The organism is Aeromicrobium jepli, from assembly GCF_047246605.1.
GTDB lineage: Bacteria > Actinomycetota > Actinomycetes > Propionibacteriales > Nocardioidaceae > Aeromicrobium.
The window spans coordinates 380,209-404,563 of the sequence record NZ_JBFOKO010000001.1 but is presented as its reverse complement, the minus strand read 5'-3'; the positions used below and the strand labels follow the sequence as shown (position 1 = coordinate 404,563).

The following is a 24,355-nucleotide window of genomic DNA, read 5'->3' as shown; positions in this document are numbered from 1 at the left end:
CTAAGCGCGCACAGTGAGGCCGCGCCACAGGACGCCTGCCTGCATAAGCGTGTGACCGTAGTGACAGGACCCGACAGGATCAGTCGATCTTGTTTCGGTTGCGTGCTCGACGGCGGGCTCGGAACGCGACCATCCCCGTGAGGAACTCGTCCATGGTCGGGCCGTCGTCGCCGATCGCGGACAAGTAGTCGGACTGCTCTTCAAGCATCTCGGACAGTTCGCCGATGCTGAAGTCCGCCATGTCCTCGTCGCCCACGTCCACCTGGGCCGGTCCATGGGCCTCAAGGAGGGCCAGCGGGCCTGAGAACCCCTCGCCCTCGACCTCACTCCCCATGAAGCTGAAACGCACGTGCGAACCCTCGAGCAGCATCGCAATGACAACCTGATCGCAGTCGCTAGGGATCGCGTCGCTGATCTCGCCTAGCGTTGTTTCGTAGTAGACAGGCAGGAAATACTCGTGCTGGTGGTACGGCTCGAGCAGTGGCCCATTGACCGTGAGCTCGGTCATGCGCGACAGGAAGTCTTTCCGCGCTGCGGCTAGCGTGTTACTCACTCGGACCACCTCCTCAGATGCTCTTCCCACTTCGCTTCCAGCAGTTGACCCGCTGGCTCGAACCCATTGTGGACCACTTGCTGACCCTCTGGCGAGGGTGGAATTTCTGTGATCACTTTGTGGTCTACCAATACTGTGCCCCACCGGTCCCAGAGGTGCAGGTGAATCGAGTCCTTCGAGTCGATCCTTGCGACACACTTCCACTCCCCGTCCCACCGATGCTGGTGCTCGATCGAGAAGTGCACGATCCGACGCTTGTAGACCCTGGCGTGGAAGTGGAGGCGGTTCTCTCGGTCCAACGGCAGTTGCCAGTTGGACTCTTCGCAGGCGTGCTTCGGAGGGGGGTTGTATCGCTCGCCTGGACCCTGCTGAGGTGCGCCGGCGATCTCGCGCTTCATGCGCCGTCACCGTGTCCCTCTGCGTCGACGTCCGGCTCAAAAGAGCCGACCGACCCAGCATCCTTCTCGCGCTGGCTGGTGCGCTTGTCGTCGCGACCACGAGTAACAGAACGACCTCCCTCAGGCATGGATGGAATCTATCTCCGGAGGGGTCCGGCGTCACGCGCAGACTGCGGACGGCTGCCCCGAGAGCAAGCGATCAAGCTGGCGTCCCGGGAAGCCTAGGGTTACCGATCAGCCCATGGCGCGACGTTGGGGGCACACCGGAAAGGGCGAGCGTGGGCACCTGCGATGCGGCTATCAGGATCGTTAGAACTCGAATCCCTCGTTCGAACATGCCTTCTTCAGCTTGTCGGCGTCGACCATCGGGAAGTCGTTACCCTCGTTCTCAGTTCCCTTGAGCGCGTCCATCGCGTCCTCGTCGAACACCGCCTCCGCGCTTTCACGGATCGCCTTCGTGCCGGCCTTCCTCGCTTGCTCGCCCGAAGTCAGCAGGCCGCCAATCTTCACCTCCATGTCCTTGCTCGCGTGGGTCTCGGCAAACATGCTGCAAGCCTTGTATCCCTCGGGGTCGCGCTCAGAGAAGGGCGCTTCGCTTCCTCCGCAGCCCGCGAGCAACGCAAGGGTCGCGATCGTGACAGCGAAGGGCCTGCACATGCACCGACACTATGCGAGAGAGGTCCCCTCGGCACCAGAATGGTTCATACATCGCCAACCACGGGCTCGCATGACGTTCGCCGCATTCGGAGATAGATTCCATCCATGCCTGAGGGAGGTCGTTCTGTTACTCGTGTCGCTATGGAACGCGCAGCAACCACGCCGAGAAGCACGGAGCTGCGCAGAGGCCCAGAGTCTCAAGCGATGAGCGTCGGGAGCGACGACCGGGGTGGCGCGGCGTGACAGGGCGTACTCACTGTGGCTGACATCTTTGTTTATGCCGACGAGTCGGGAAACCTGGACTATGACGCGGCCGGAAAGTCGGGCGCCACGGACTACTTCGGGTTCGGAACAGCAACCTTCGGATCGGATCATGGGGCACACCTCTTCGAGGGTCTCAGGCTGCGAGCGGACCTCGAGCGCCGCGGCCTGTCGATGCGCAGCGGGTTCCATGCGGTCAATGACAGCAACCGCACGCGCACCGAGATGTTCAATGTGATCGCGGCACAGGCGCCCCGCTTCGACTCCACGTTCCTGCTCAAGGCCAACGCCTACGACTACGTGAAGGAGCGAGGTCAGATGTACCTGTACAAGCTGGCCTGGTTCCAGCACCTCAAGTACGTCGCGCCCGAGGTGAGCAACCCCGGTGACACTCTGTACGTCGTAGCGGCGTCGTTCGGCACCGCCGAACGACGCACGCAGGCGCGACAGGCTCTGGACGACGTCTGCAATCAGATCGATCGCAAGATCGTGCTGTGCGTCTGGGACGCTGGCACGTCGTGGGGTCTACAGGTGGCTGACTATGGCTTGTGGGCAACGCATCGCGTACTGAACAAGAAGACGTGCACTTGGTATGAGACGAGCATCAAGCCGACGGAGCGGTCAATCTTCGCGCCATGGGGGCAAAAGTAGTGCCGGCTATCCCCAAGAAGGGAAGAGATCCCCTGGACCTCTTGTCACCGGCATCGCCAATGTAGCGCGCGGGTGAGACAACTTCAGCCCCATATGGGCAACTTTGGTCACATTCGGGCCACTTCGTACGCTACCAAGGCATGCGTCTGCGTCCGCGGATCTCGCGTCCCCACGAGTCGACCGGGACTCCGTCGATCACCTCGTACTCCAGCGCGTGCCCATGCCAGTGCAGGTGCTTCGTCAGGTTGTCCGTCGCGGCGGCGCAGATGGGGCAGACGTCCACGGCTCTTACGCCTCCCGCTCGCTCGGGAGCGACTCGAGATACGACTCGACGGAGTCGGCCGTGATCCGGTAGTACTTCCGCCCGGACCCGATGTAGCGGCGGCGAAGAGACCCGATCTCGGCGAGACGTCGCACCTCCCACTCGGAGACAGCCAGGATGTAGGCGGCGTCCCGAACACGATAGAGGGCCGGTTCAGTCCGGACGTCATGCGTCGTCGTCATGACGCCACCGGATCCGCGGGGAGGCTGTCTGCGTAGCGGCGCAGCGAGTCGTACGTGAGTCGGTAGTTGCGAGTGCCCTTGCCGATGTACCTGAGCTCAAGATGGCCAGCGGCCTCAAGGTTGCGGACGGACGCAATCGAGAGGCGAGCAGGTCCGCGGCTTGGGAGACCGTGACAAGGATCGGGTCGGTCACGCATCGGAGTCTCGCAGCAGGGTGACGCGCTCTGACATCGCGGGTACGTTGCCCGCGGCGTGGGTCGCAGTTCTTGTGCCGTGCGGGCCATCCGTGTCAGAAATTTCCGACAGGTGGCCGCACCTCGGGTGAGTGGGACCTACTCACCCGAGGTGCGGCCGGGACAGATTCCCCAGGTCAGGCGATACGGTCCTCTCGCAGTGGCCGCCGCCGAGCCTCCACGCACTCCGCGTCGACCTTGAATCGGCGCCTCACGAGATGGTCGGTCAGCCCGTTCTCCATGCGAGGGATGAGCAGACGCGAAGTGAGCAGTTCGACCTGCTCTTCCTCGGCTTCCTCGTCCGCAAGATGAGCCGGCCCGCGGAACGTGTGGACGAGCTCGTGAAGGTAGGTCACTCGCGCCTCGGCTTCGGTCAGATTGCGTCGGACACTGACAGTCGCGTTGTCGAAGCTCGTCGCTCCCTTCGGGCCGCCATCGTGAAAGACGAGCTGGTAGCCCATGACGAGGACCATCGCCTGCAGCTGCTGCATGGTCGGACCTGTCGGGTACTCCATCCATGCCGCAGTCATCGGTCAGACCCCCACGACGACACGCCGCGATCGTCCGACGTCCAATCGAGATTGATCTGTCCCACGGTCATGACGCCCGTGATCTCGTCCACCTTGTCGGCCACCCGCGTGAGAGCGGCGGCCAACCCACGGAGGCGCGTTGCGTCCACGTCGGCCTCCGCGGGGACCTCGAGCCCCCAGAAGGCCAGCGACGGTCGTTCCTCGTCGAGGTACTGGTAGAGCCCGAGCACCGGCTCGAGCCCCAGATCCAGGGCGGTGAACGCCGACGCATCAATGTCGACCCAGTGCATCTCGTCATCAGGGTGCGACGCAGCCTGGCCTCGGTTGTGATTCGTGCACCATTCCGGGCACGTGGATGTAGCAGTACGCTTGCTCACGATTCGATCTCCTACTGATCGGGTCCACGCCCTCGGCTGTTCCAGCAGCGCGGGGGCACTTTTCATTGGGCGGCAGTCCGCAGATAGTCCGCAAGACAACCGATAAGTGATCGCCGTCGCCAACGCTCACCAAACGACCGTGGCGACGTTTGCGCAGGTCAGCCCGCATTCACCAGAGCAACCGTGGCGAACCAAGAGAAACCCGTCAGTTCACCAACTACCGCTGACGCGGGCGCACCGCGCCCACGACCATGAGGGCGGCGAGCACCATGAGCGTGCCGCCGACGACGAGGGACGCCGAGGCGCCCGCCTCGTCCGCCAGCGCGCCGAGCGTCACTCCGCCCGCGGCGCCGGCGCCGAGGAACGCCATCGAGGCGACCGACAGCGCCGTGCCGCGCTGGGCGTCCGAGACCCGGTCGTGCACGAGCGAGTTGTACATCGCTCCTGACGACGTGTGCACGAGGTAGCACAGCCAGTACCCCGCGACGAGAACGCCGACCCCGCCCGCGGCGGCCATCGCCAGCAGGCCCAGTCCCTCGACGACGAAGAGCACGGGCGCCAAGAACGCGGGACCCACCAGGCGCAGCGCACGGGTCGTCACGGCCGCGCCGAGAGCCGCCAGCCCCCACGCCACCGAGGAGACCACGCCGAGCGTCGAGGCGGCGTCGGACGCATCCGCGGCGAACTCCTCGAGCCGGACCGGCATCATCAGCTCGAGCGCCGCGACGCTGACACCGACGAGCGCCATCGCGGCGCTCAGCAGCCGCAGCCGTCGCCCGAACGCGACCTTGACGCCCGTCACGAGCGTCTCGCGCCATGCGCCGAGCGTCGGCGCGGCCTCGGCGCGGACCGGATCCATGAGCAGCCAGGCGCACAGCACCTGCACGAGCACGACGCCGATCGCGACGAGGTACGGCGCGGCGAGCGTCGCCTCGGTCCCCCACGGCGCCAGCCACAGCAGCCCGGCCGACGCCAGCGAGCCCGCGGCGATCGACGCGCTGATGACGCCCCCGGCCGCCGCGAGCCCGCGCGGCACCTCGTGCGCCGCCCCGCGGGCGTTCTCGGCGTCGACGAACCACGACTCGAGCGGCCCGCTGTCGAGCGCACGGAAGACGCCGCTGATCGCCCACGCGACGGCGAACGCGGCGAGCGACTGCGCCAGGAACGTCACCGCGTACGCCGTGATCGCCAGAAGCGCCGACGCGACGAAGACGGGACGACGGCCCCAAGCGTCCGAGAGGGCGCCACTCGGCACCTCCAGCACGATCACGACGACGCCCTGCGCCGCCATCGCCAGGCCGACCTCGGCGACCGTCAGGCCGCGCTCGAGCGGCAGCAGCAGCGAGACCGGCATGAGCAGGCCCGTGGCGAGCCAGCGCAGCGCGAGCAGCGACAGGAAGCGGGTGCGCAGGGACACGGGACGAACTTAGGACACCCCTCGGGATGAATGGGGCCCTCGTGGGTGTTGAGTTAGCACGTGACGACCCAGAACACCGACTCCAGGGCCGGCCTGCTCTTCGGCGTGGCCGCCTATCTGTGCTGGGGATTCTTCCCCCTGTACTGGCCGCTCCTCGAGCCGGCGTCGGCGTACGAGGTCCTCGCCCACCGCATCGTGTGGACGTTCGTGTTCTGCCTCGGCCTGCTGACGATCACCCACAAGTGGGGCGCGTTCCGCGACATCGTCCGCCAGCGGCGGCTCATGGTCCCGCTGGCCTTCGCGTCGGTCGTCATCACGCTCAACTGGGGCGGCTTCATCTGGGGCGTCACGAACGGTCACGTCATCGAGACGAGCCTGGGCTACTTCATCAACCCCCTCATGACGGTGCTGCTCGGCGTCTTCGTGCTGGGCGAGAACCTGCGCCGGCTGCAGTGGGTGGCCGTCGCGCTCGGCATCCTCGCGGTGGTCGTGCTGACGGTCGACTACGGCCGGCCCCCGTGGGTCGCGCTGCTGCTGGCGACGAGCTTCGCGACCTACGGCTTCCTCAAGAAGCGCGCGAACCTCGGCACGATCGAGGCGCTCTCGGTCGAGACCACGATCCTGACCCCGTTCGCGATCGCGTACCTGGTGCTCTTGGGTGTGCAGGGGACGCTGACGTTCGGGCACGAGGGCGCCCTGAACACGGTCCTGCTGATCGGCACCGGCATCGTCACGGCGATCCCGCTGCTGATGTTCGGCGCCGCGGCGGTCCGGCTGTCGCTCACGACGATCGGCATCCTGCAGTACCTCGGCCCGATCCTGCAGTTCATCTTCGGCCTGACGATCTTCGACGAGACGATGGGCACGGCCCGCTGGATCGGCTTCCTCATCGTCTGGGCCGCGCTGGTCATCTTCACGTTCGACGCGATGAACACGCGCCGGCGCGCCCGCCGGGCCGTCGACGAGTGCGCGGCGGAGTCCACGGCGATCTGACGCCCCACCCGCTGAGTTGCACGTTCGGCCGGCGACACGCCGCGCGGACGTGGCCGAACGTGAAACTCAGCGAGGAGGGTCAGCCCAGGCGCTCGGTGGCGCGGGTGCAGATGTCGTCGAGGGCGTCGCGGGCCGGGCCCTGGGGCAGCTTGTCGAGCAGGGCGCGGGCGGCATCGGCCTCGGCGCGCACGTAGGCGCGGGCACGGTCCATCGCGGGGTGCTCGCGCAGCGCGCGGATCGCCCACTGGACGTCGTCCTCGTCGGCGATCGGACCCGAGAGCAGCTGCTGCAGCCGCTCGTCGCCCTCGACCGGCTCGGCCTGCACGAGCAGCGTCGGCAGGGTCGGCACGCCCTCGCGCAGGTCGGTGCCCGGGACCTTGCCGGAGTCGCCGGAGTCGCTCGCGATGTCGATGATGTCGTCGGCCAGCTGGAACGCCGCGCCGATGCGCTCGCCGAACTCGAGCAGGGTCGCCTCGACGTCCTCGCCGGCGCCGGACATCATCGCGCCGAGCCGCGCCGCCGTGGCGATGAGCGAGCCCGTCTTGTCGGCGACGACCGAGAGGTAGTGCTGCAGCGGGTCGTCCTCGGGACCGGGGCCGAGCGTCTCGCGCAGCTGGCCGTGGACGAGCCGGGCGAACGTGTCGGCCTGGATCCGGACCGCCTCGGGCCCGAGGTCGGCCACGAGCGACGAGGCGCGCGCGAACAGGAAGTCGCCCACGAGGATCGCCACCGAGTTGTCCCAGCGCGCATTGGCGCTCGGGGCGCCGCGACGCATCGCGGCCTCGTCCATGACGTCGTCGTGGTAGAGCGTCGCGAGGTGGGTCAGCTCGACCACCACGGCGGCCGGCACGATCTCGGCGGCCGACGGGTCACCGAACTCGGCGCACAGCACCGTGAGCAGGGGGCGGAAGCGCTTGCCACCGGCCTGGAGCAGGTGCGAGGACGCCTCCGCGACGAGCGGCTCGGGGCTGTGCACCGACCGCGCGAGCAGGTCCTCGACCTGCTGGACGCCGGCGTTGACACGCTGCTCCAGCGCAGAATCCGCGAACGAGCCGACGCTGGCCACGCTTCACTTCCCTTCCGAGATCGACACGCCCCCGCTAGCGCACGAAGACGCCGGCGTGCTGGGCCAGATCGAGGATCGGACCCGGCACGAGACCGAGTGCGATGGTCGCGATCGCGGCCAGGGCAATGACCACGGTAGTCGGCACACCGGCCAGGGCCACCGTCGGCCCGTCCCCCACCGGCTCGGTGAAGAACATCAGCACGATGACGCGGACGTAGAAGTACGCGGCGAGGGCGCTGAACAGCACGCCCAGGACCACCAGGACCCACGCGCCACCGGCCCAGGCCGCGCTGAAGACGGCCCACTTGCCGATGAAGCCGGCAGTCAGCGGGATGCCCGCGAACGAGAGCATGAACAGCGCGAAGGAGCCGGCCAGGAACGGCGACTCCTTGCCCAGGCCGGCCCACTTGGACAGGTGCGGGGTCTCGCCCGCCGAGTCGCGCACGACCGTCACGATCGCGAAGGCGCCGATCGTGCCGATGCCGTAGACGAGCAGGTAGAACAGCACCGACGAGACCGAGGTGATCGTGTCGCCGTCCTGCGTGCCGAGGTAGGCGCCGGACAGGCCGACCGTGATGAAGCCGGCGTGCGCGATCGACGAGTAGGCCAGCATGCGCTTGACGTCGGTCTGGCTGATCGATACGACCGCGCCGACCAGCATCGTGGCGACCGCGACGACCCACAGCACGGGACGCCAGTCCCACGACGCCCCGCCGAACGCGACGAACAGCACGCGCAGCATCGCGATGAACGCCGCCGCCTTCGTGGCCGCGGCCATGAACGCGGTGACCGGCGTCGGCGCGCCCTGGTAGACGTCGGGCGTCCAGTTGTGGAACGGCACGGCGCCGACCTTGAACAGCAGGCCCACGAGCAGCAGGCCGATCGCGGCGAGCAGCAGGTGCGTCTCGTCCGAGCGCGCCGACACGGCGGTGTCGATCTCGCCGAGGTTGAGGCTGCCCGCGTAGCCGTACGCGAGCGCGGCGCCGTACAGGAAGAACGCCGACGAGAAGGCGCCCAGCAGGAAGTACTTCATGGCCGCCTCCTGGCTGAGCAGGCGACGGCGGCGCGCGACGCCGCACAGTACGTACAGCGGCAGCGACAGCACCTCGAGGGCGACGAACATCGTGATGAGGTCGTTCGACACCGAGAACAGCATCATGCCGGCCAGCGCGAACGAGGCGAGCGGGAAGACCTCGGTGTGCTCGAGGCGCTCGCGCAGCGCCTCGACCTCGCCGGCCGAGCCGGGGGCGTCGGCGGCGCGGCCCACGAACGCGCTCACGCCGCGGTCGAAGCTGCGCTCGGCGAACAGCAGGAACGACAGCGCCGCGAACAGCAGCAGCATCGCCCACGTCAGCACGCCGGGGCCGTCGACCGAGATCGAGCCCTCGGCCTCGGTGCCGCCCAGGGCGGGCCAGCGCGACTCGTCGACGGCCGGCAGGTCCAAGTAGACCCAGACCGTCAGTCCGAGCGCCACGAGCGAGCCGGCGACGGCGACGACGGCCTGGGTGAGGAACCGCGCACGACGCGGCACGACGATCTCGATGACGAGGCCGATCATGGCCAGGGCGCCGACCGCGATGATCGGCGACAGCCGCCCGTAGTCCAGCGAGATCGCGGGGATGTCGGGCGCCGCCGCGGTGAGCGCACCGGGCAGGACGGAGAGCGCACTGCTCATTCGTGGGCTCCTTCCGTCTCGTCGTGGGTCAGGTCGATGGGCGCGCGCTGCGGCGGGTCGCCGATGCCCACCGTGGACAGCACGGGCTCGACGGCCGGGTCGATGACCGAGAGCAGCGGCTGCGGGACGAAGCCCAGACCGATGATCAGCACGATCGCGGGCGACAGCGCGCCGACCTCGCGCCGGGACAGGTCCGGCAGCAGCGCCGTGTGCTCGGTGACCGGGCCGGTCATCGTGCGCTGGTACATCAGCAGGATGTAGACCGCCGCGAGCACCATGCCGAGCGTCGCGAACGCGGCCGCCGGGATGGAGCGCGTGAACGTGCCGGCGAGCACGAGGAACTCCGACACGAACGGCGCCAGGCCGGGCAGGGACAGGCTCGACAGGCCGCCGACCAGCAGGACGCCCGACAGGACCGGCGCGACCTTCTGGACGCCGCCGAAGTCGCTGATGCGCGCGGAGCCGCGGCGGGCGACCATCATGCCGGCGACGAGGAACAGGATCGCCGTCGACAGGCCGTGGTTGAACATGTAGAGCACCGAGCCGGTCATCGACGTCGTGGTGAACGCGAAGATGCCCAGGATGATGAAGCCGAAGTGCGAGACCGACGTCAGCGCGATGAGGCGGCGCAGGTCGTCCTGGCCGATCGCGAGGAGCGCGCCGTACAGGATGCTGATGACGGCGAGCGTGATCACGACGGGACTGGCCCAGTCCGAGGCACCCGGGAACAGCTCCAGGCACCAGCGGATCATGCCGAACGTGCCGATCTTGTCGACGACGCTGACCATGAGCACGGACGTGCCCGGCGTGGCCGAGGCGGCCGCGTCGGGCAGCCACGTGTGCAGTGGCCACAGCGGCGCCTTGATCGCGAACGCGATGAAGAAGCCCAGGAACAGCAGCCGTTCGGTGGTCTGCGACATCTCCAGGCCCATGAGGTCCTCGTGCAGGAACGTGGCGCCGCCCTGCTGGGACGACAGCACGTACAGGCCCACGACCGAGGCCAGCATGATGAGGCCGCCGACGAGGTTGTAGATGAGGAACTTGACCGCGGCGTAGCTGCGCTGGCCGCCGCCGTGCGCGCCGATCAGGAAGTACAGCGGGATCAGCGTCGCCTCGAACAGGACGTAGAACACGAACACGTCGGTCGCGGCGAACACGCCGATCGCGAGCGCCTCGAGCACGAGCATCCACGCGAAGTAGGAGCTGGTGCGCGCGGGGTCGAGCTCCTTGTCGCGCCACGAGGCGAGCAGCACGATCGGCGTCAGGACGGTGGTCAGGAAGATCATCGTCAGGCCGATGCCGTTGACGCCGAGCGCCCAGTGGACGCCCAGGGCGCCGATCCACTCGTGCTGCTCGGTGATCTGGTAGCCGCCGCTGTCGATGTCGAACTCGCGCAGCAGCGCCACCGACATGACGAGCGTGAGGATCGAGACGCCGAACGCGACGTAGCGCGCGGTGACGTGGCTCGAGCGCGGCAGCAGGGCCACCACGAGGGCGCCGAGCAGCGGCACGGCGATGAGCAGGGACAGCATCATGCGAGCGTCACCGCCAGCAGGCCCAGCAGGACCACGAGAGCACCTCCGAGCACCGTGAGTGCGTAGGAACGGACGAAACCTGTCTGCGGCCGGCGCAGCTCGCCGGCGACCTCGCCGATGCGGTCGGCCGAGCCGGTCACGAACCCGTCGATGAGCTTCGCGTCGGCCCACACCAGCGCCCGCGTCAGGTGCGTCGCCGGGCGGACCACGAGCGCGTCGTTGACGTGGTTGCCGTAGAGCTCGGCACGGCCGGCACGGGTGGGCACCGACACCTGCGCGTCGGACGGCGCCTCGCCGGCGATCTCGCGGCGGCCGTAGACGAGCCAGGCCACGGCGACGCCCGCGGCGACGACCAGCAGGACGATGAGCGTGATGACGATGACGGGCAGCGGCAGGTCGTGGTGCTCGGCGTGGCCGGTGGCGGGCTCGAGCCACTCCTCGATCCAGGAGCCGAGCGCCATGATGCCCGCCAGCAGCGACAGGGCCGCCAGCACGATGAGCGGGACCGTCATGACCGAGGGCGACTCGTGCGGGTGCACGCCCTCGCGCCAGCGCCGCTGGCCGAAGAACGTCATGAGCATGAGGCGCGTCATGTAGAACGCGGTGACGCCCGCGCCGAGCAGCGCGGCCAGGCCGACCCAGACGTTGTGGCCGAGCGCGGCCTCGATGATCTTGTCCTTGGAGAAGAAGCCCGAGGTGCCCGGGAAGCCCAGGATCGCCAGGTAGCCGATGCCGAACGTGTAGAACGTGATCGGCATCGCCGTGCGCAGCGCGCCGTAGTGCCGCATGTCGACGTCGTCGTCCATGCCGTGCATGACCGAGCCGGCGCCGAGGAACATGTTGGCCTTGAAGAAGCCGTGCGTCAGCAGGTGGAAGATCGCGAAGGCGTAGCCCGCGGGACCGAGCCCGGCGGCGAGCATCATGTAGCCGATCTGGCTCATCGTGGAGCCGGCGAGCGCCTTCTTGATGTCGTCCTTGGTGCAGCCGATCCAGGCACCGGCGAGCAGCGTGATGACGCCGACCGCGATGACGAAGTTCCGCGCGGTGGGCGAGGCGTCGAAGACGTCGTGCGACCGGACCACGAGATAGACGCCCGCGGTGACCATCGTGGCGGCGTGGATGAGCGCCGAGACCGGCGTGGGGCCCTCCATGGCGTCGAGCAGCCAGGCCTGCAGCGGGAACTGCGCGGACTTGCCGCACGCGCCGAGCAGCAGGAGCAGGCCGAGTGCCGTGGCGACCGTGCCCGAGACGGAGCCGATCTGCTGGTTGACCACCGCGATCGAGCTCGTGCCGAACCACGCGAACATCGTCATGATGCCCAGCGCCAGGCCGACGTCGCCGACGCGGTTCATCACGAACGCCTTCTTGGCGGCGGCCGCCGCGGACGGCTTGTGCTGCCAGAAGCCGATCAGCAGGTACGAGGCCAGGCCGACGCCCTCCCAGCCCAGGAACAGCACGAGGTAGTCCGCCGCGAGCACGAGCGTGAGCATCGCCGCGATGAACAGGTTGAGGTACGCGAAGAAGCGCCGGCGCCGCGGGTCGTGCGCCATGTACCCGATCGAGTAGACGTGGATGAGCGTGCCGACGCCCGTGATGAGCAGGACGAACAGGCTCGAGAGCGTGTCGAAGGTGAAGGCCAGGTCGACGTGGAAGCGACCGGCGTCGATCCAGGTGCCGAGGGTGGTGGTCACCGAGCGGTCGCCCTCGTCGCGCCCGGCGAGCTGGACGAACAGCACGACGCCGAGCACGAAGGACGCGGCCGACGCGGCCGTGGCGATGAGGTGTCCGAAGGCGTCGGACTCCTTGCCCCACGTGAGCAGCAGCGCGGCGCCCGCCAGCGGAATGGCGATGAGCAGCCAGGACAGGTCCAGCAACGCGAACTCCTTAGGCCTTGAGCAGGTTCGCGTCGTCGACCGAGGTCGTCCGTCGCGTGCGGTAGATGGACACGATGATGGCCAGGCCGATCGTCACCTCGGCGGCGGCGACGACCATGACGAAGAACGCCGCGACCTGGCCGTCGAGGTTGCCGTGCTGCCGCGCGAACGACACGAAGGCGAGGTTCGCCGCGTTGAGCATGAGCTCGACGCACATGAACACGATGATCGCGTTGCGCCGCACGAGCACGCCGATGGCGCCGATCGAGAACAGCAGCATCGACAGGGTCAGGTACTCAGTCATCGCGGGCCCCCCTCGTCGGTGGCGGTGTCGGGCCGCTCGGTGGTGGCGGGTCGCTCGTCCGGCGCGGGGCCGGTGGCGGCGATCTCGCCGGCCACCTCGTCCGCGGCCTCGCGGCGGGCGGCCTCGGCACGCAGGCGCCCGACGGCTCCGGGCACCGACTCGGGCACGGGCGTGCCGTCCGGCAGCAGCGCGGGGACGTCGACCGCGTTGTGGCGGGCGAAGACGCCGGGCGTGGGCGGGTTGCCCGGGTGGCGGCCGGTCTCGGCGTACTCGCGCATGCGGCGGGCCTGCAGGTCGGCCTGCGTGGGCGGGTCGACGAGCCGCTCACGGTGCGCCAGCACCATGGCGCCGAGCACCGCCACGATCATGAGCGCGGCGGTGAACTCGAAGGCCAGGACGTACTTGGTGAACAGCAGCGTCGCCAGGCCGTGCACGTTGCCGTCGGAGTTCGCCTCGTCGAGGCCGACGACCGAGGCCGAGACCGCCTGGGCGACGCCGAGCGAGAGCACGAGCGCGAACAGCACGCCGACGATGCCGGCGGCGACCCGCTGGCCCTTGATGGTCTCGACGACGGACTCGGCCGTCTCGACGCCGACCATCATCACGACGAACAGGAACAGCATCATGATCGCGCCGGTGTAGACGATGATCTGCACCGCGAACAGGAACGGGGCGTCCTGCGCCGCGTAGAGGATGGCCAGGCAGATCATCACCACGACGAGCGAGAGCGCCGCGTGCACGGCCTTGCGAGCCAGGATCAGCCCCATCGCGGCCACCACCATGACGGGAGCCAGGATCCAGAAGGCGGTCACGCGGCGTCCTCCGGTCCGGTCACGTCGACGATCGGCAGCGTCTTGCCACGGTAGTAGTCGTGGTGGTCGTCGCTGATCATCATCTCGTGCGGCGGGGCCACCATGCCGGGCAGCAGCGGGGCCAGCAGGTCGGACTTCTCGTAGATGAGGTCCGCGCGGTTGTCGTCGGCCAGCTCGTACTCGTTGGTCATCGTGAGCGCGCGCGTGGGGCACGCCTCGATGCACAGCCCGCACAGGATGCAGCGCAGGTAGTTGATCTGGTAGACGCGGCCGTACCGCTCACCGGGGCTGTACCGCTCGTCCTCGGTGTTGCTGGCGCCCTCGACGTAGATCGCGTCCGCCGGGCACGCCCAGGCGCACAGCTCGCAGCCGACGCACTTCTCGAGGCCGTCGGGCCAGCGGTTGAGCTGGTGCCGGCCGTGGAAGCGCGGCGCCGTGGGCCGCTTCTCGAACGGATACTGCTCGGTGACGGGCTTCTTGAACATCGTCCGGAACGTCACGCCGAAGCCGGCGATCGGGTCCCAGAGCGTCTCCTTGAGCGTGCTCATGTCACTCTCCCCCATCCGTGGGTTGCGAGGTGGTCGTGGCGGCCGCGCGCTGCGACGGCAGCGGCGGGACCGGGTAGCCCCCGGCGAACGCGTCGAACTCGGCCGGCTCCTGCTCGTAGGGCTCCTCGTCCTCCGAGCGCGACGGCACCAGGAACGTCGCGACGAGGAACGCACCGGCGATCGCCGCGGCGATGATCATCGCGCTCTGGTCGAGGACGCCCTCGACCTGCGCCTTGCGGATGAACGCGAGCGCGACCACCCAGCCCAGCGCGATCGGGATGAGCCACTTCCAGCCGAAGTGCATGAACTGGTCGTAGCGCATGCGCGGCAGGGTTCCGCGCAGCCAGACGTACATGAAGATGAAGCCGAGCGTCTTGAGGAAGAACCACAGGACGGGCCAGTAGCCCTCGTTCGCGCCCTCCCAGACCTGGGCGATGCCGAACGGCGCGCGCCAGCCGCCGAGGAACATCGTGGTGGCGAGCGCCGAGACGGTGACCATGTTGATGTACTCGGCCAGGAAGAACATCGCGAACTTGAACGACGAGTACTCGGTGTGGAAGCCGCCCACCAGCTCGCCCTCGGCCTCGGGCAGGTCGAAGGGGGCGCGGTTGGTCTCGCCGACCATCGCGATGACGTAGATGATGAACGACGGCAGCAGCGGGATGAAGAACCAGACGTCCTCCTGCGCCGCGACGATCTCGGACGTCGACATCGAGCCGGCGTAGATGAACACCGCGACGAGCGACAGGCCCATCGCGACCTCGTACGAGATCACCTGGGCGCTGGAGCGCAGGCCGCCCAGCAGGGCGTAGATCGAGCCGGAGGACCAGCCCGCCAGCACGATGCCGTAGACGCCGATCGACGTGACGGCCAGGACGTACAGCACCGCGACCGGCAGGTCGGTCAGCTGCAGCGGGGTCTCCTCGCCGAAGAAGTTCACGACCGGGCCGAACGGGATGACGGCCCAGGCCAGGAACGACGGGACCACCGCGATGATCGGTGCGACGTAATAGACGACCTTGTCGGCGGCCTTGGGGAAGATCTCCTCCTTGAGGCCGAGCTTCACGCCGTCCGCGAGGCTCTGCAGCAGGCCGAACGGGCCGTTCACGTTGGGGCCGATGCGGTGCTGCATGCGGGCCACGACGCGGCGCTCGAACCAGATGTTGAACAGCGTGTAGAGGACCAGGAAGACGAAGATCAGCAGCGCCTTCAGCGCGACGACCCACCAGGGATCGTTGCCGAACAGCTCGTCGAGGCTCATGCGCCCTCCCCTCCCGACAGGCTGACCCGGCCGCCGTGGCCGACGCCGAGCGCGGCGCCCAGGTGGACGCCGGAGTTCGTGGGCGCCCACACGACGCCGTCAGGCATGAACGCCGCCTCGGCGACGAACGTGGCCGAGCCGGACGGGCCCGTCAGCGTGACCGGGCCGCCGGGCTGCGCGCCGGCCGCCAGCAGCGTGGCCTCGCTGGCGCGCAGGACGGGCTCGCGGGCGGTCGCGCTGTAGGCGGGCTGGCCGTCCTGCAGGCGGCCGTCGTCGACGAGCAGCTTCCAGGTGTCGAGCACGACCTTCTTCGCGGCGGCGCGGGGCGCGGCGGGCTTGCGGGCGCGGAGCGTGGCCCGCTTGCCGTCCCACGGACCCAGCTCGCGGAACTCGGCGCGGGCGTCCTCCGTGGTGCGCACGTCGATCGGGCGGCCGAGCTCCTCGGCGATGCCGGCCAGCACCCGCACGTCGGTGAGTGCGGGCGACTCGAACAGCACCTTGTCGAACGGGCGGTGGCGGCCCTCCCAGTTCACGAACGTGCCGGCCTTCTCGACCGGCGGCGCGACGGGCAGCACCACGTCGGCGAGCGCCGTCACGGCGGACTCGCGGACCTCGAGGCTGACCAGGAACTCGACCGAGCGCAGCGCATCGCGCGCCTTCGCCGGGTCGGCCAGGTCGTCGAGGTCCACGCCGGCGACGACGAGGGCGCCGAGCTCGCCGCTGGCGGCCGCGGCCAGGATCGCGTCGGTGTCGAGTCCGGGGGCGTCCGGCAGGCTCGCGACGCCCCAGGCCGCCGCGATGTCCGCGCGGGCCTCGGCCGAGGCGACCGGGCGGCCGCCGGGCAGCAGCGTGGGCAGGCAGCCCGCCTCGAGTGCGCCCCGGTCGCCCGCACGACGCGGGACCCAGGCGAGCCGGGCACCGGTCTCGGCGGCCTTGGCGGCGACGGCCGAGAGCGCGCCGGGGATCGTGGCGAGGCGCTCGCCGGCGAGGATGACCGCGGCGGGCTCGAGCGCGAGCTCGGCGAGGGCCTCGGGCTCGCCGCCCGGGACCGTCGGCACGAGCGTGCCGTTCATCTTGGCCAGCCCGCGCGTGGTGTGCGTGCCCAGCGCGACGACCTTGACGCCCTTGCGGCTGGCCTTGCGCAGGCGCAGGAACAGCGTGCCGATCTCGTCCTCGGGCTCCAGCCCGACGAGCACGACCGTGGAGGCGCGCTCGAGATCGCTGTAGGTGACCGTGACCGGCGTGCCGGCGACCTTGGCCGCGAGGAACTCGGTCTCCTCCTTGGAGGTGGCACGGGCGCGGAAGTCGACGTTGTTGGTGCCGAGGGCGACGCGCGCGAACTTGGCGTACGCGTAGGCGTCCTCGAGCGTCAGGCGACCGCCGGTCAGCACGCCCTTGCCGGCCGCGGCGGCCAGGCCGCGGGCGGCGACGGCGAGCGCGCCGGGCCACGACGTGGGCTCGAGCTCGCCCGTGGCCGCGTTGCGCACGAGCGGCGCGGTGAGGCGGTCGGGCTGGCGCGACCAGGTGAACGCGAAGCGGTCCTTGTCGGTGATCCACTCCTCGTTGACCTCGGGGTCGTCCCCGGCGAGCCGGCGCATGACCTTGCCGCGACGGTGGTCGACGCGGATCGCGGCGCCGGAGGCGTCGTGCTCGGTCACCGACGGGACGCTGATGAGGTCGAACGGGCGCGACCGGAACCGGTAGTCGGCGCTGGTCAGCGCGCCCACGGGGCAGATCTGGATCGTGTTGCCGCTGAAGTACGAGCCGAACGTGGCGTCCTCGGCGATGCCGATCTGCTGCGACGCGCCGCGTTCGAGCAGCGCGATGAACGGGTCGCCGGCGATCTCGGCCTGGAACCGCGTGCAGCGCTGACACAGGACGCAGCGCTCGCGGTCGAGCAGGACCTGGCTCGACAGCGGCAGCGGCTTGGGGAACAGCCGCTTGGTCTCGACGAAGCGGGACTCGGAGGCGCCGTGCGAGAGCGACTGGTTCTGCAGCGGGCACTCGCCGCCCTTGTCGCACACGGGGCAGTCGAGCGGGTGGTTCGCCAGCAGGAACTCGAGGATGCCCTCCTGGGCCTTCTCGGCGACGGGCGAGGTCACGTGCGTGCGCACGACCATGCCCGGCGCGACCTCGAGGGTGCACGAGGCCTGCGGCTTGGGCATGCCGCGGCCGTTGCCCGCGTCCGGCACCTCGACGAGGCACTGGCGGCAGGCGCCGACGGGCGCGAGCAGCGGGTGGTCGCAGAACCGCGGGATCTCGGTGCCGATGAGCTCGGCGGCGCGGATCACCAACGTGCCCTTCGGGACGCTGACCTCGACGTCGTCGATCGTCAGGGTGACGAGCTCGACGGGCGTGGCCTCGGTGGCGTTCGACTCGGTGACCGTCATGCCCGGACACCCTCCTTCGCGAACAGGGTGGACGCCGAGGGCGGGAACAGCTCGCTGCTCGGCGTGGTCATGCCGGCCTCGAACTCCTCGCGGAAGTACTGGATGGCCGACGTGATGGGGCTGGTGGCGCCGTCGCCGAGCGCGCAGAACGCGCGGCCCAGGATGTTGTCGCACAGGTCCAGCAGCAGCTCGATGTCGCCCGGCTGGCCCTGACCCGCGTCGAGCCGGCGCAGGGTCTGGGTGAGCCACCACGTGCCCTCGCGGCACGGGGTGCACTTGCCGCACGACTCGTGCTTGTAGAACTCGGTCCAGCGCAGGACGCAGCGCACGACCGACGTGGTCTGGTCGAAGACCTGCAGCGCGCGCGTGCCCAGCATCGAGCCCACGCCCGAGACGCCCTCGAAGTCGAGCGGCACGTCGAGGTGCTCGGCCGTCAGCAGCGGCGTCGAGGAGCCGCCCGGGGTCCAGAACTTCAGTTCCGAGCCCGGGCGCATGCCGCCGCCGAGCTCAAGCAGCTCGCGCAGCGTGATGCCCAGCGGCGCCTCGTACTGGCCCGGCTTCGCGACGTGGCCCGAGAGGCTGAAGATGCCGTGCCCCTTGGACTTCTCGGTGCCCATCGAGGCGAACCAGTCGGCGCCGCCGGCGATGATGCCCGGGACCGACGCCACGGACTCGACGTTGTTGACCACCGTGGGCGAGGCGTAGAGGCCCGCCACGGCCGGAAACGGCGGGCGCAGCCGCGGCTGGCCGCGGCGGCCCTCGAGCGAGTCCAGCAGCGCCGTCTCCTCGCCGCAGATGTACGCGCCGGCGCCGGCGTGGACGATGAGGTCCAGGTCGTAGCCGCTGCCGTGGATGTCGCGGCCAAGGTGACCGGCCGCGTACGCCTCGCGCACGGCGGCGCGCAGGCGGCGGATGACGTGCAGCACCTCGCCGCGCACGTAGATGAACGCGGTGTGGGCGCGGATCGCGCGGGAGGCGATGATGACGCCCTCGACGAGCACGTGCGGGTTGGCCATCATGAGCGGGATGTCCTTGCAGGTGCCCGGCTCGGACTCGTCGGCGTTGACCACGAGGTACTTCGGGTTGGGGTTGTCCTGCGGGATGAAGCCCCACTTCATGCCGGTCGGGAAGCCGGCGCCGCCACGACCGCGCAGGCCGGCGTCCTTGACCTCCTCGATGATCGCGTCGGGCTCCATCGTCAGCGCCTTGTCCAGCGCCCGGTAGCCGCCGCGCGCCGTGTAGGCGTCCAGCGTCCAGGCGCGGTCGTCGGCCCAGTTCGCGGTGAGGACCGGCGTCAGCAGGTCAGTCATCGGTGCCCTCCGTCTCCTCGCTGCGCACGTCCGTGGGCGACTGCTCGATCACGGTCTCGGTCTCGGCGCGGCGCGTGTCGGCCTCGGCGGCCGCTCCGCTCTCGGTCTGCGGTCCGGACTCGGGCCCCGAGGCGTCCAGCGGCGGCGCCTTCCAGCCGCGCTCGTGGGCGATGCCCAGGCCGGCGAGGGAGGCGCCCGCTGCGGCGGGCCCCTCGTCGACGCGCCCGTCCTCGAAGCCGGCGATGACCCGCTCGGCCTCGCGCCACGACGTGATCGTGGCGCCGCGCGTGGACTGGACCGTCTCGCCCGCGCGCAGGCGGTCGACGACGTCGACGGCCGACTCGGGGGTCTGGTTGTCGAAGAACTCCCAGTTGACCATCATCACCGGGGCGAAGTCGCAGGCCGCGTTGCACTCGACGCGCTCGAGCGTGATCCGGCCGTCCTCGCTCGTCTCGTCGTTGCCGACGTCGAGGTGGCCGCTGAGCCGCTCGAAGATCTCGTCGCCACCCATCACGGCGCACAGCGTGTTGGTGCAGACGCCGACGTGGTGCGTGCCCATCGGGCGGCGCTTGTACATCGTGTAGAACGTCGCGACGGCGCTGACCTCGGCCTCGGTCAGGCCGAGGATCTCGCCGCACGCGGCGATGCCCTCGTTCGTGACGCGGCCCTGCACCGACTGCACGAGGTGCAGCATCGGCAGCAGCGCGCTGCGCGACTGCGGGTACCGGCCCGCCAGCTCGCGCAGCTCGGCCAACGTCTCCTCCGACAGCTCAGCCACCTGCTCGGTCACGATCGACCACTCCCCTCACCACTGGCCCCGACCATGGTTCTTGTGCCTCGGGCATCACGGGCGTTCACGCTCGACAGCATCAGCGATCCACCCCGCCCATGACTGGGTCGATGGAGGCCACGGCGACGATGACGTCCGAGAGCATGCCGCCCTCGCTCATCGCCGAGACGCCCTGCAGATTCACGAACGAGGGATCGCGGAAGTGCGCGCGGTACGGGCGCGTGCCGCCGTCGGACACCAGGTGGCAGCCGATCTCGCCCTTGGGCGACTCGATCGGGAAGTACGCCTGCCCCGCCGGGACCCGGAAGCCCTCGGTGACGAGCTTGAAGTGGTGGATCAGCGCCTCCATCGACTCGCCCATGATGTGGGCGATGTGCTGCGGCGAGTTGCCCTGGCCGTCGGAGCCGATCGACAGCTGCGCCGGCCAGGCGATCTTCCGGTCCTCGACCATGACCGGCTGGCCCTCGGTGGCCTCGAGCCGGTCGATGCACTGCTCGACGATCCGCAGCGACTGCCACATCTCGTCCTGGCGGATCATGAACCGGCCGTACGCGTCGGGCTCGTCGCGCGTGACGACGTCGAACTCGTACGTGTCGTAGCCCCAGTACGGCTGCGTCCGGCGCAGGTCCCAGTCCATGCCGGTGGAGCGCAGGATCGGGCCCGTGATGCCCAGCGCCATGACGCCCGCGAGGTCGAGGTGGCCGACGTTCTTGAGGCGGCCCTTGAAGATCGGGTTGGCGTTGCACAGCGCGGCGTACTCGGGCAGCCGCTTCTTGAGCAGGGCGACGAGGTCGCGCAGCTGCGCGACCGCGCCGTCGGGCAGGTCCTGCGCGACGCCGCCGGGCCGGAAGTACGCGTGGTTCATGCGCAGGCCCGTGATCGCCTCGAACGCCTTGAGGATCTCCTCGCGGTCGCGGAAGCCGCACGTCATGACCGTGAGCGCGCCGATCTCCATGCCACCCGTCGCGATGGCGATGAGGTGGCTGGAGATGCGGTTGAGCTCGAGCATGAGGACGCGGATGACCTGCGTGCGCTCGGAGATCTGGTCCTCGATGCCCAGCAGCCGCTCGACGGCGCCGACGTACGTGGCCTCGTTGGAGAACGGGGCGACGTAGTCCATGCGGGTGCAGAAGGTGACGCCCTGCGTGAAGTTGCGGAACTCCATGTTCTTCTCGATGCCGGTGTGCAGGTAGCCGATGCCCGCGCGGGCGTCGTGGACCTGCTCGCCGTCGATCTCGAGGATGAGGCGCAGCACGCCGTGCGTGGACGGGTGCTGCGGGCCCATGTTGATGACGAGGCGGTCGCCCTCGAGCGTGTCGGCCGAGATCGTGTCCCAGTCGCCACCGGTGACGTTGAAGACCTGGCCCGAGGTGGACTCGGAGGTGCCCGCGTACGGATCGGTGGTGACCATCAGGAGTAGCTCCTTCGGCTGTCGGGCGCCGGGATGAACCCGCCCTTGAACTCGACGTCCACGCCGCCCAGCGGGTAGTCCTTGCGCTGCGGGTGGCCCTGCCAGTCGTCGGGCATGAGGATGCGCGTCAGGTGCGGGTGGCCGTCGAAGACGAGGCCGAACATGTCCCACGTCTCGCGCTCGTGCCAGTCGGCCGTCGGGTAGACGCTGACGACGCTCGGGACGTGGGGATCGGCGTCGGGGCACGTGACCTCGAGGCGGATCCGGCGGTTGTGGGTCATCGAGAGCAGGTGGTAGACCGCGTGCAGCTCGCGACCGGTCTCGCTCGGGTAGTGCACGCCGCTGACGCCGCTGAAGAACTCGAAGCGCAACGCCGGGTCGTCGCGCAGGTGCCGCGCCGTCGGCAGCAGCAGCTCGCGGCGGATGAAGAACGTGATCTCGCCGCGGTGCACGACGACCTTCTCGATCGCGTCGGCCAGGCCCTCGCCGCCGGCGATGCGCTCGGCGACCTCGTCGAACCAGCCGCCGTAGGGCGGGGTGCTGGCGCCGGGCATGACGACCGGGCGGCGCAGGCCGCCGAAGCCGCTCGTGTCGCCGGTGCCGTGGACGCCGAACGCGCCCTCGCGGACCTCGATGACCTCGAGCTCGGTCGCGTCGGACCTCAGCAGGTCCGCGCGCGTCTCGTGCGAGCCGTCCTGGGTCGTGTCGCTCATCGCGCCACCGCCGTGGAGGAAGCACGGTAGGACGGTGTCGCGATGCGTGACACCGAATCGTTCACTCGCTGGCGCTCGCTCACCGCAGGAGTCCCTTCTGCGCGGAGGTGGGCAGGGCGGCCAGCGCGGCGGCCTCCTGCTCGCGGATCTCGGCGTTGCGGTCGGCGCCCAGCTGGGTGTGCTGGATGGAGTCGCGCAGCTTGAAGATCGCGTCGATCAGCATCTCGGGGCGCGGCGGGCAGCCCGGCAGGTACATGTCGACCGGCACGACGTGGTCGACGCCCTGGACGACCGCGTAGTTGTTGAACATGCCGCCCGAGCTGGCGCACACGCCCATCGCCAGGACCCACTTCGGTCCGGGCATCTGGTCGTAGATCTGGCGCAGGACGGGCGCCATCTTCTGGCTCACGCGGCCGGCGACGATCATGAGGTCCGCCTGGCGCGGCGAGGGCCGGAAGACCTCCATGCCGAAGCGGCCGGAGTCGTAGCGCGGCGCGCCGAACGTCATCATCTCGATGGCGCAGCACGCCAGGCCGAACGTGGCCGGCCAGAACGACGCCTTGCGGAAGTAGCCGGCCAGGCCCTCGACGGTCGAGAGCAGGACGCCACTGGGGAGCTTTTCCTCGAGGCCCATCAGGTCCAGTCCATTCCACCGCGCCGCCACTCGTAGACGTACGCGATCGTGATGTTGAGCAGGAAGAGCATGACGGCGAAGAACGCGAACCAGCTCAGCTCGTCGAAGGCCACGGCGAACGGGAACAGGAACACGATCTCGATGTCGAAGACGATGAACATCATCGCCGTGAAGAAGTACTTGATGGACACCTTGCCGCCGCCCTCGGGCAGCGGACTGGGCTCGATGCCCGACTCGTAGCGGTCCATCTTGGCGCGGTTGTAGCGCGCGGGGCCGGTGAAGGGCGCGATGCCGACGCTGAAGATCGCGAACGCGAACGCCAGTGCACCCAGCACCAGGATCGGGATGTACTCGTTCACGGCACCTCCGGCCACGCTCGGGAGAACCTTGTGAAGATCTTCACACGGTCAACTGTGCTCACTCTAAAACCCCCGCGAGCGGAGGTGTGACTAAGGGCACACTAAGTGTCGGTGTGGCGTGGATCACATGAGCCCAGTGGCGGGCCGTGCGGGTCAGGCGGGTCGCTCGGCGCGGTGCAGCGCCACGATCCCGCCCGTGAGGTTCTGCCATGTGACCGGGCCCCAGCCGGCCTCGGCCATGCGGACCGCGAGGCCGCGCTGGTCGGGCCACGAGCGGATCGACTCGGCCAGGTACACGTACGACTCCGGGTTGGAGGACGTGCGCCGCGCGATCGCCGGCAGGGCTCGCATGAGGTAGTTGGAGTACACCGTCTCGAAGGGCTTCCACGTGGGGGTCGAGAACTCGCACACGACGACCCTGCCACCCGGGCGGGTCACGCGGAGCAGCTCGCGCAGGCCCTGGAGCGGATCGTGGATGTTCCGCAGGCCGAACGAGATCGTCACGGCGTCGAAGGAGGCGTCCGCGAACGGCAGCCGCATGCCGTCGCCGGCGGTGAAGCTCAAGCCGGGGTACTGGCGCTTGCCGACCTCGAGCATGCCGATCGAGAAGTCGCACGGGACGACGAACGCGCCCGCGTCCGCGAACGGCGCGCTGGACGTGCCGGTGCCGGCCGCGAGGTCGAGGATGCGCTCGCCGCGCTGCGGGGCGACGGTCTCGACGACGCGCTTGCGCCAGCGGCGGTCCTGGCCGAGGGAGAGGACGTCGTTCGTCAGGTCGTACCGCTCGGCGACCGTGTCGAACATGCGCGCGACGTCGCGAGGATCCTTGTCCAGCCCAGCTCTCATCTGGCCACCTTCTCACGCCCGCCCTCGCCCGCTGCGCGCGTGGTCAGTGACGGTTTCCCCGGTTAAGTAGGTTCTCTGGCACTTCGCGAGGGTTGCGATGTTCGTGAAGTGGCAGAGAACCTCGTTCAGTCGGCCTCACTCGCCTCCTCGCGGTCGGGACGGGCCCGGGAGACGCACGCGGACCCCGACTTCGCCACCGAGCGAGGTTTCCTGTCACTTCACGAGGTCCGCAACCCTCGCGAAGTGATGGGGA

25 protein-coding genes are annotated in these 24,355 nt (G+C 69.4%); 2 read left to right on the top strand and 23 right to left on the bottom strand.

Annotated features, from left to right (window positions below; all coding sequences use genetic code 11):
• Positions 1-79: 79 nt before the first annotated feature.
• From AB3M81_RS01905 to AB3M81_RS01895, 3 genes are all read right to left on the bottom strand, one after another.
• Positions 80-508 carry a hypothetical protein gene (locus AB3M81_RS01905; RefSeq protein ID WP_412902217.1) on the bottom strand — a complete coding sequence of 143 codons (429 nt, stop codon included), beginning with the start codon at positions 506-508 and terminating at the stop codon, positions 80-82.
• 41 nt (positions 509-549) lie between these two features.
• Positions 550-951: a DUF7718 family protein gene (locus AB3M81_RS01900; protein ID WP_412902216.1), complete on the bottom strand. Its 402-nt coding sequence runs from the start codon at positions 949-951 to the stop codon at positions 550-552.
• Between the two features lie 309 nt (positions 952-1,260).
• Positions 1,261-1,608, bottom strand: coding sequence for a hypothetical protein (locus tag AB3M81_RS01895; RefSeq protein WP_412902215.1), 348 nt, complete (start codon positions 1,606-1,608; stop codon positions 1,261-1,263).
• Between the two features lie 258 nt (positions 1,609-1,866).
• Here AB3M81_RS01895 and AB3M81_RS01890 point away from each other — a divergent pair, with 258 nt between their 5' ends.
• Complete coding sequence (locus AB3M81_RS01890) at positions 1,867-2,520, top strand: DUF3800 domain-containing protein (protein WP_412902214.1); 654 nt, start codon at positions 1,867-1,869, stop codon at positions 2,518-2,520.
• A gap of 288 nt (positions 2,521-2,808) precedes the next feature.
• Here the strand turns inward: AB3M81_RS01890 and AB3M81_RS01885 are convergent, their stop codons facing one another.
• The 4 genes from AB3M81_RS01885 to AB3M81_RS01870 form a co-directional block, all read right to left on the bottom strand.
• On the bottom strand, positions 2,809-3,024 hold the full coding sequence (locus tag AB3M81_RS01885) for a hypothetical protein (protein ID WP_412902213.1): 216 nt from the start codon (positions 3,022-3,024) through the stop codon (positions 2,809-2,811).
• Positions 3,025-3,394: 370 nt separating this feature from the next.
• Positions 3,395-3,748: a hypothetical protein gene (locus AB3M81_RS01880; protein WP_412902212.1), complete on the bottom strand. Its 354-nt coding sequence runs from the start codon at positions 3,746-3,748 to the stop codon at positions 3,395-3,397.
• 35 nt (positions 3,749-3,783) lie between these two features.
• On the bottom strand, positions 3,784-4,230 hold the full coding sequence (locus AB3M81_RS01875) for a DUF6907 domain-containing protein (RefSeq protein WP_412902557.1): 447 nt from the start codon (positions 4,228-4,230) through the stop codon (positions 3,784-3,786).
• 151 nt (positions 4,231-4,381) lie between these two features.
• Positions 4,382-5,581 (bottom strand): MFS transporter, encoded by a 1,200-nt coding sequence (locus AB3M81_RS01870; RefSeq protein ID WP_412902211.1) that lies wholly within the window; start codon positions 5,579-5,581, stop codon positions 4,382-4,384.
• 60 nt (positions 5,582-5,641) lie between these two features.
• Here AB3M81_RS01870 and rarD point away from each other — a divergent pair, with 60 nt between their 5' ends.
• A complete protein-coding gene (gene rarD, locus AB3M81_RS01865) occupies positions 5,642-6,574 on the top strand; it encodes an EamA family transporter RarD (protein ID WP_412902210.1) in 933 nt (310 codons plus the stop codon).
• A 79-nt stretch (positions 6,575-6,653) separates the two neighbouring features.
• On the opposite strand, the gene AB3M81_RS01860 is transcribed toward rarD, so the two are convergent.
• From AB3M81_RS01860 to AB3M81_RS01785, 16 genes are all read right to left on the bottom strand, one after another.
• Positions 6,654-7,640, bottom strand: coding sequence for a polyprenyl synthetase family protein (locus AB3M81_RS01860; RefSeq protein ID WP_412902209.1), 987 nt, complete (start codon positions 7,638-7,640; stop codon positions 6,654-6,656).
• Positions 7,641-7,674: 34 nt separating this feature from the next.
• The gene (gene nuoN, locus AB3M81_RS01855) at positions 7,675-9,315 is read right to left on the bottom strand and encodes an NADH-quinone oxidoreductase subunit NuoN (RefSeq protein ID WP_412902208.1); all 1,641 of its coding nucleotides are present in this window, start codon (positions 9,313-9,315) and stop codon (positions 7,675-7,677) included.
• On the bottom strand, positions 9,312-10,850 hold the full coding sequence (locus tag AB3M81_RS01850; protein WP_412902207.1) for an NADH-quinone oxidoreductase subunit M: 1,539 nt from the start codon (positions 10,848-10,850) through the stop codon (positions 9,312-9,314). The genes nuoN and AB3M81_RS01850 overlap by 4 nt, the downstream gene beginning before the upstream one ends.
• Entirely contained in the window at positions 10,847-12,724 is a 1,878-nt protein-coding gene (gene nuoL, locus AB3M81_RS01845) for an NADH-quinone oxidoreductase subunit L (RefSeq protein WP_412902206.1), read from the bottom strand. The genes AB3M81_RS01850 and nuoL overlap by 4 nt, the downstream gene beginning before the upstream one ends.
• A gap of 10 nt (positions 12,725-12,734) precedes the next feature.
• Entirely contained in the window at positions 12,735-13,028 is a 294-nt protein-coding gene (gene nuoK / locus AB3M81_RS01840) for an NADH-quinone oxidoreductase subunit NuoK (protein WP_412902205.1), read from the bottom strand.
• Complete coding sequence (locus tag AB3M81_RS01835; protein WP_412902556.1) at positions 13,025-13,810, bottom strand: NADH-quinone oxidoreductase subunit J; 786 nt, start codon at positions 13,808-13,810, stop codon at positions 13,025-13,027. The genes nuoK and AB3M81_RS01835 overlap by 4 nt, the downstream gene beginning before the upstream one ends.
• Positions 13,811-13,836: 26 nt before the next feature.
• Positions 13,837-14,388 (bottom strand): NADH-quinone oxidoreductase subunit NuoI, encoded by a 552-nt coding sequence (nuoI, locus tag AB3M81_RS01830; protein ID WP_412902204.1) that lies wholly within the window; start codon positions 14,386-14,388, stop codon positions 13,837-13,839.
• A 1-nt stretch (position 14,389) separates the two neighbouring features.
• Positions 14,390-15,649: an NADH-quinone oxidoreductase subunit NuoH gene (gene nuoH, locus AB3M81_RS01825; RefSeq protein ID WP_412902203.1), complete on the bottom strand. Its 1,260-nt coding sequence runs from the start codon at positions 15,647-15,649 to the stop codon at positions 14,390-14,392.
• Positions 15,646-18,039 (bottom strand): NADH-quinone oxidoreductase subunit G, encoded by a 2,394-nt coding sequence (locus AB3M81_RS01820; RefSeq protein ID WP_412902202.1) that lies wholly within the window; start codon positions 18,037-18,039, stop codon positions 15,646-15,648. Before AB3M81_RS01820 ends, nuoH begins: the two co-directional genes overlap by 4 nt.
• Positions 18,036-19,349, bottom strand: coding sequence for an NADH-quinone oxidoreductase subunit NuoF (nuoF, locus tag AB3M81_RS01815; RefSeq protein ID WP_412902201.1), 1,314 nt, complete (start codon positions 19,347-19,349; stop codon positions 18,036-18,038). Before nuoF ends, AB3M81_RS01820 begins: the two co-directional genes overlap by 4 nt.
• On the bottom strand, positions 19,342-20,139 hold the full coding sequence (nuoE, locus tag AB3M81_RS01810) for an NADH-quinone oxidoreductase subunit NuoE (RefSeq protein WP_412902200.1): 798 nt from the start codon (positions 20,137-20,139) through the stop codon (positions 19,342-19,344). The genes nuoF and nuoE overlap by 8 nt, the downstream gene beginning before the upstream one ends.
• Before the next feature lie 79 nt (positions 20,140-20,218).
• Positions 20,219-21,550, bottom strand: coding sequence for an NADH-quinone oxidoreductase subunit D (locus tag AB3M81_RS01805; RefSeq protein WP_412902199.1), 1,332 nt, complete (start codon positions 21,548-21,550; stop codon positions 20,219-20,221).
• Entirely contained in the window at positions 21,550-22,263 is a 714-nt protein-coding gene (locus AB3M81_RS01800) for an NADH-quinone oxidoreductase subunit C (RefSeq protein WP_412902198.1), read from the bottom strand. Before AB3M81_RS01800 ends, AB3M81_RS01805 begins: the two co-directional genes overlap by 1 nt.
• A 79-nt stretch (positions 22,264-22,342) precedes the next feature.
• Positions 22,343-22,897 (bottom strand): NuoB/complex I 20 kDa subunit family protein, encoded by a 555-nt coding sequence (locus AB3M81_RS01795; RefSeq protein WP_412902197.1) that lies wholly within the window; start codon positions 22,895-22,897, stop codon positions 22,343-22,345.
• The gene (locus tag AB3M81_RS01790) at positions 22,897-23,256 is read right to left on the bottom strand and encodes an NADH-quinone oxidoreductase subunit A (protein WP_412902196.1); all 360 of its coding nucleotides are present in this window, start codon (positions 23,254-23,256) and stop codon (positions 22,897-22,899) included. The genes AB3M81_RS01795 and AB3M81_RS01790 overlap by 1 nt, the downstream gene beginning before the upstream one ends.
• A gap of 153 nt (positions 23,257-23,409) precedes the next feature.
• Positions 23,410-24,102 carry a demethylmenaquinone methyltransferase gene (locus tag AB3M81_RS01785; protein WP_412902195.1) on the bottom strand — a complete coding sequence of 231 codons (693 nt, stop codon included), beginning with the start codon at positions 24,100-24,102 and terminating at the stop codon, positions 23,410-23,412.
• Positions 24,103-24,355: the final 253 nt, after the last annotated feature.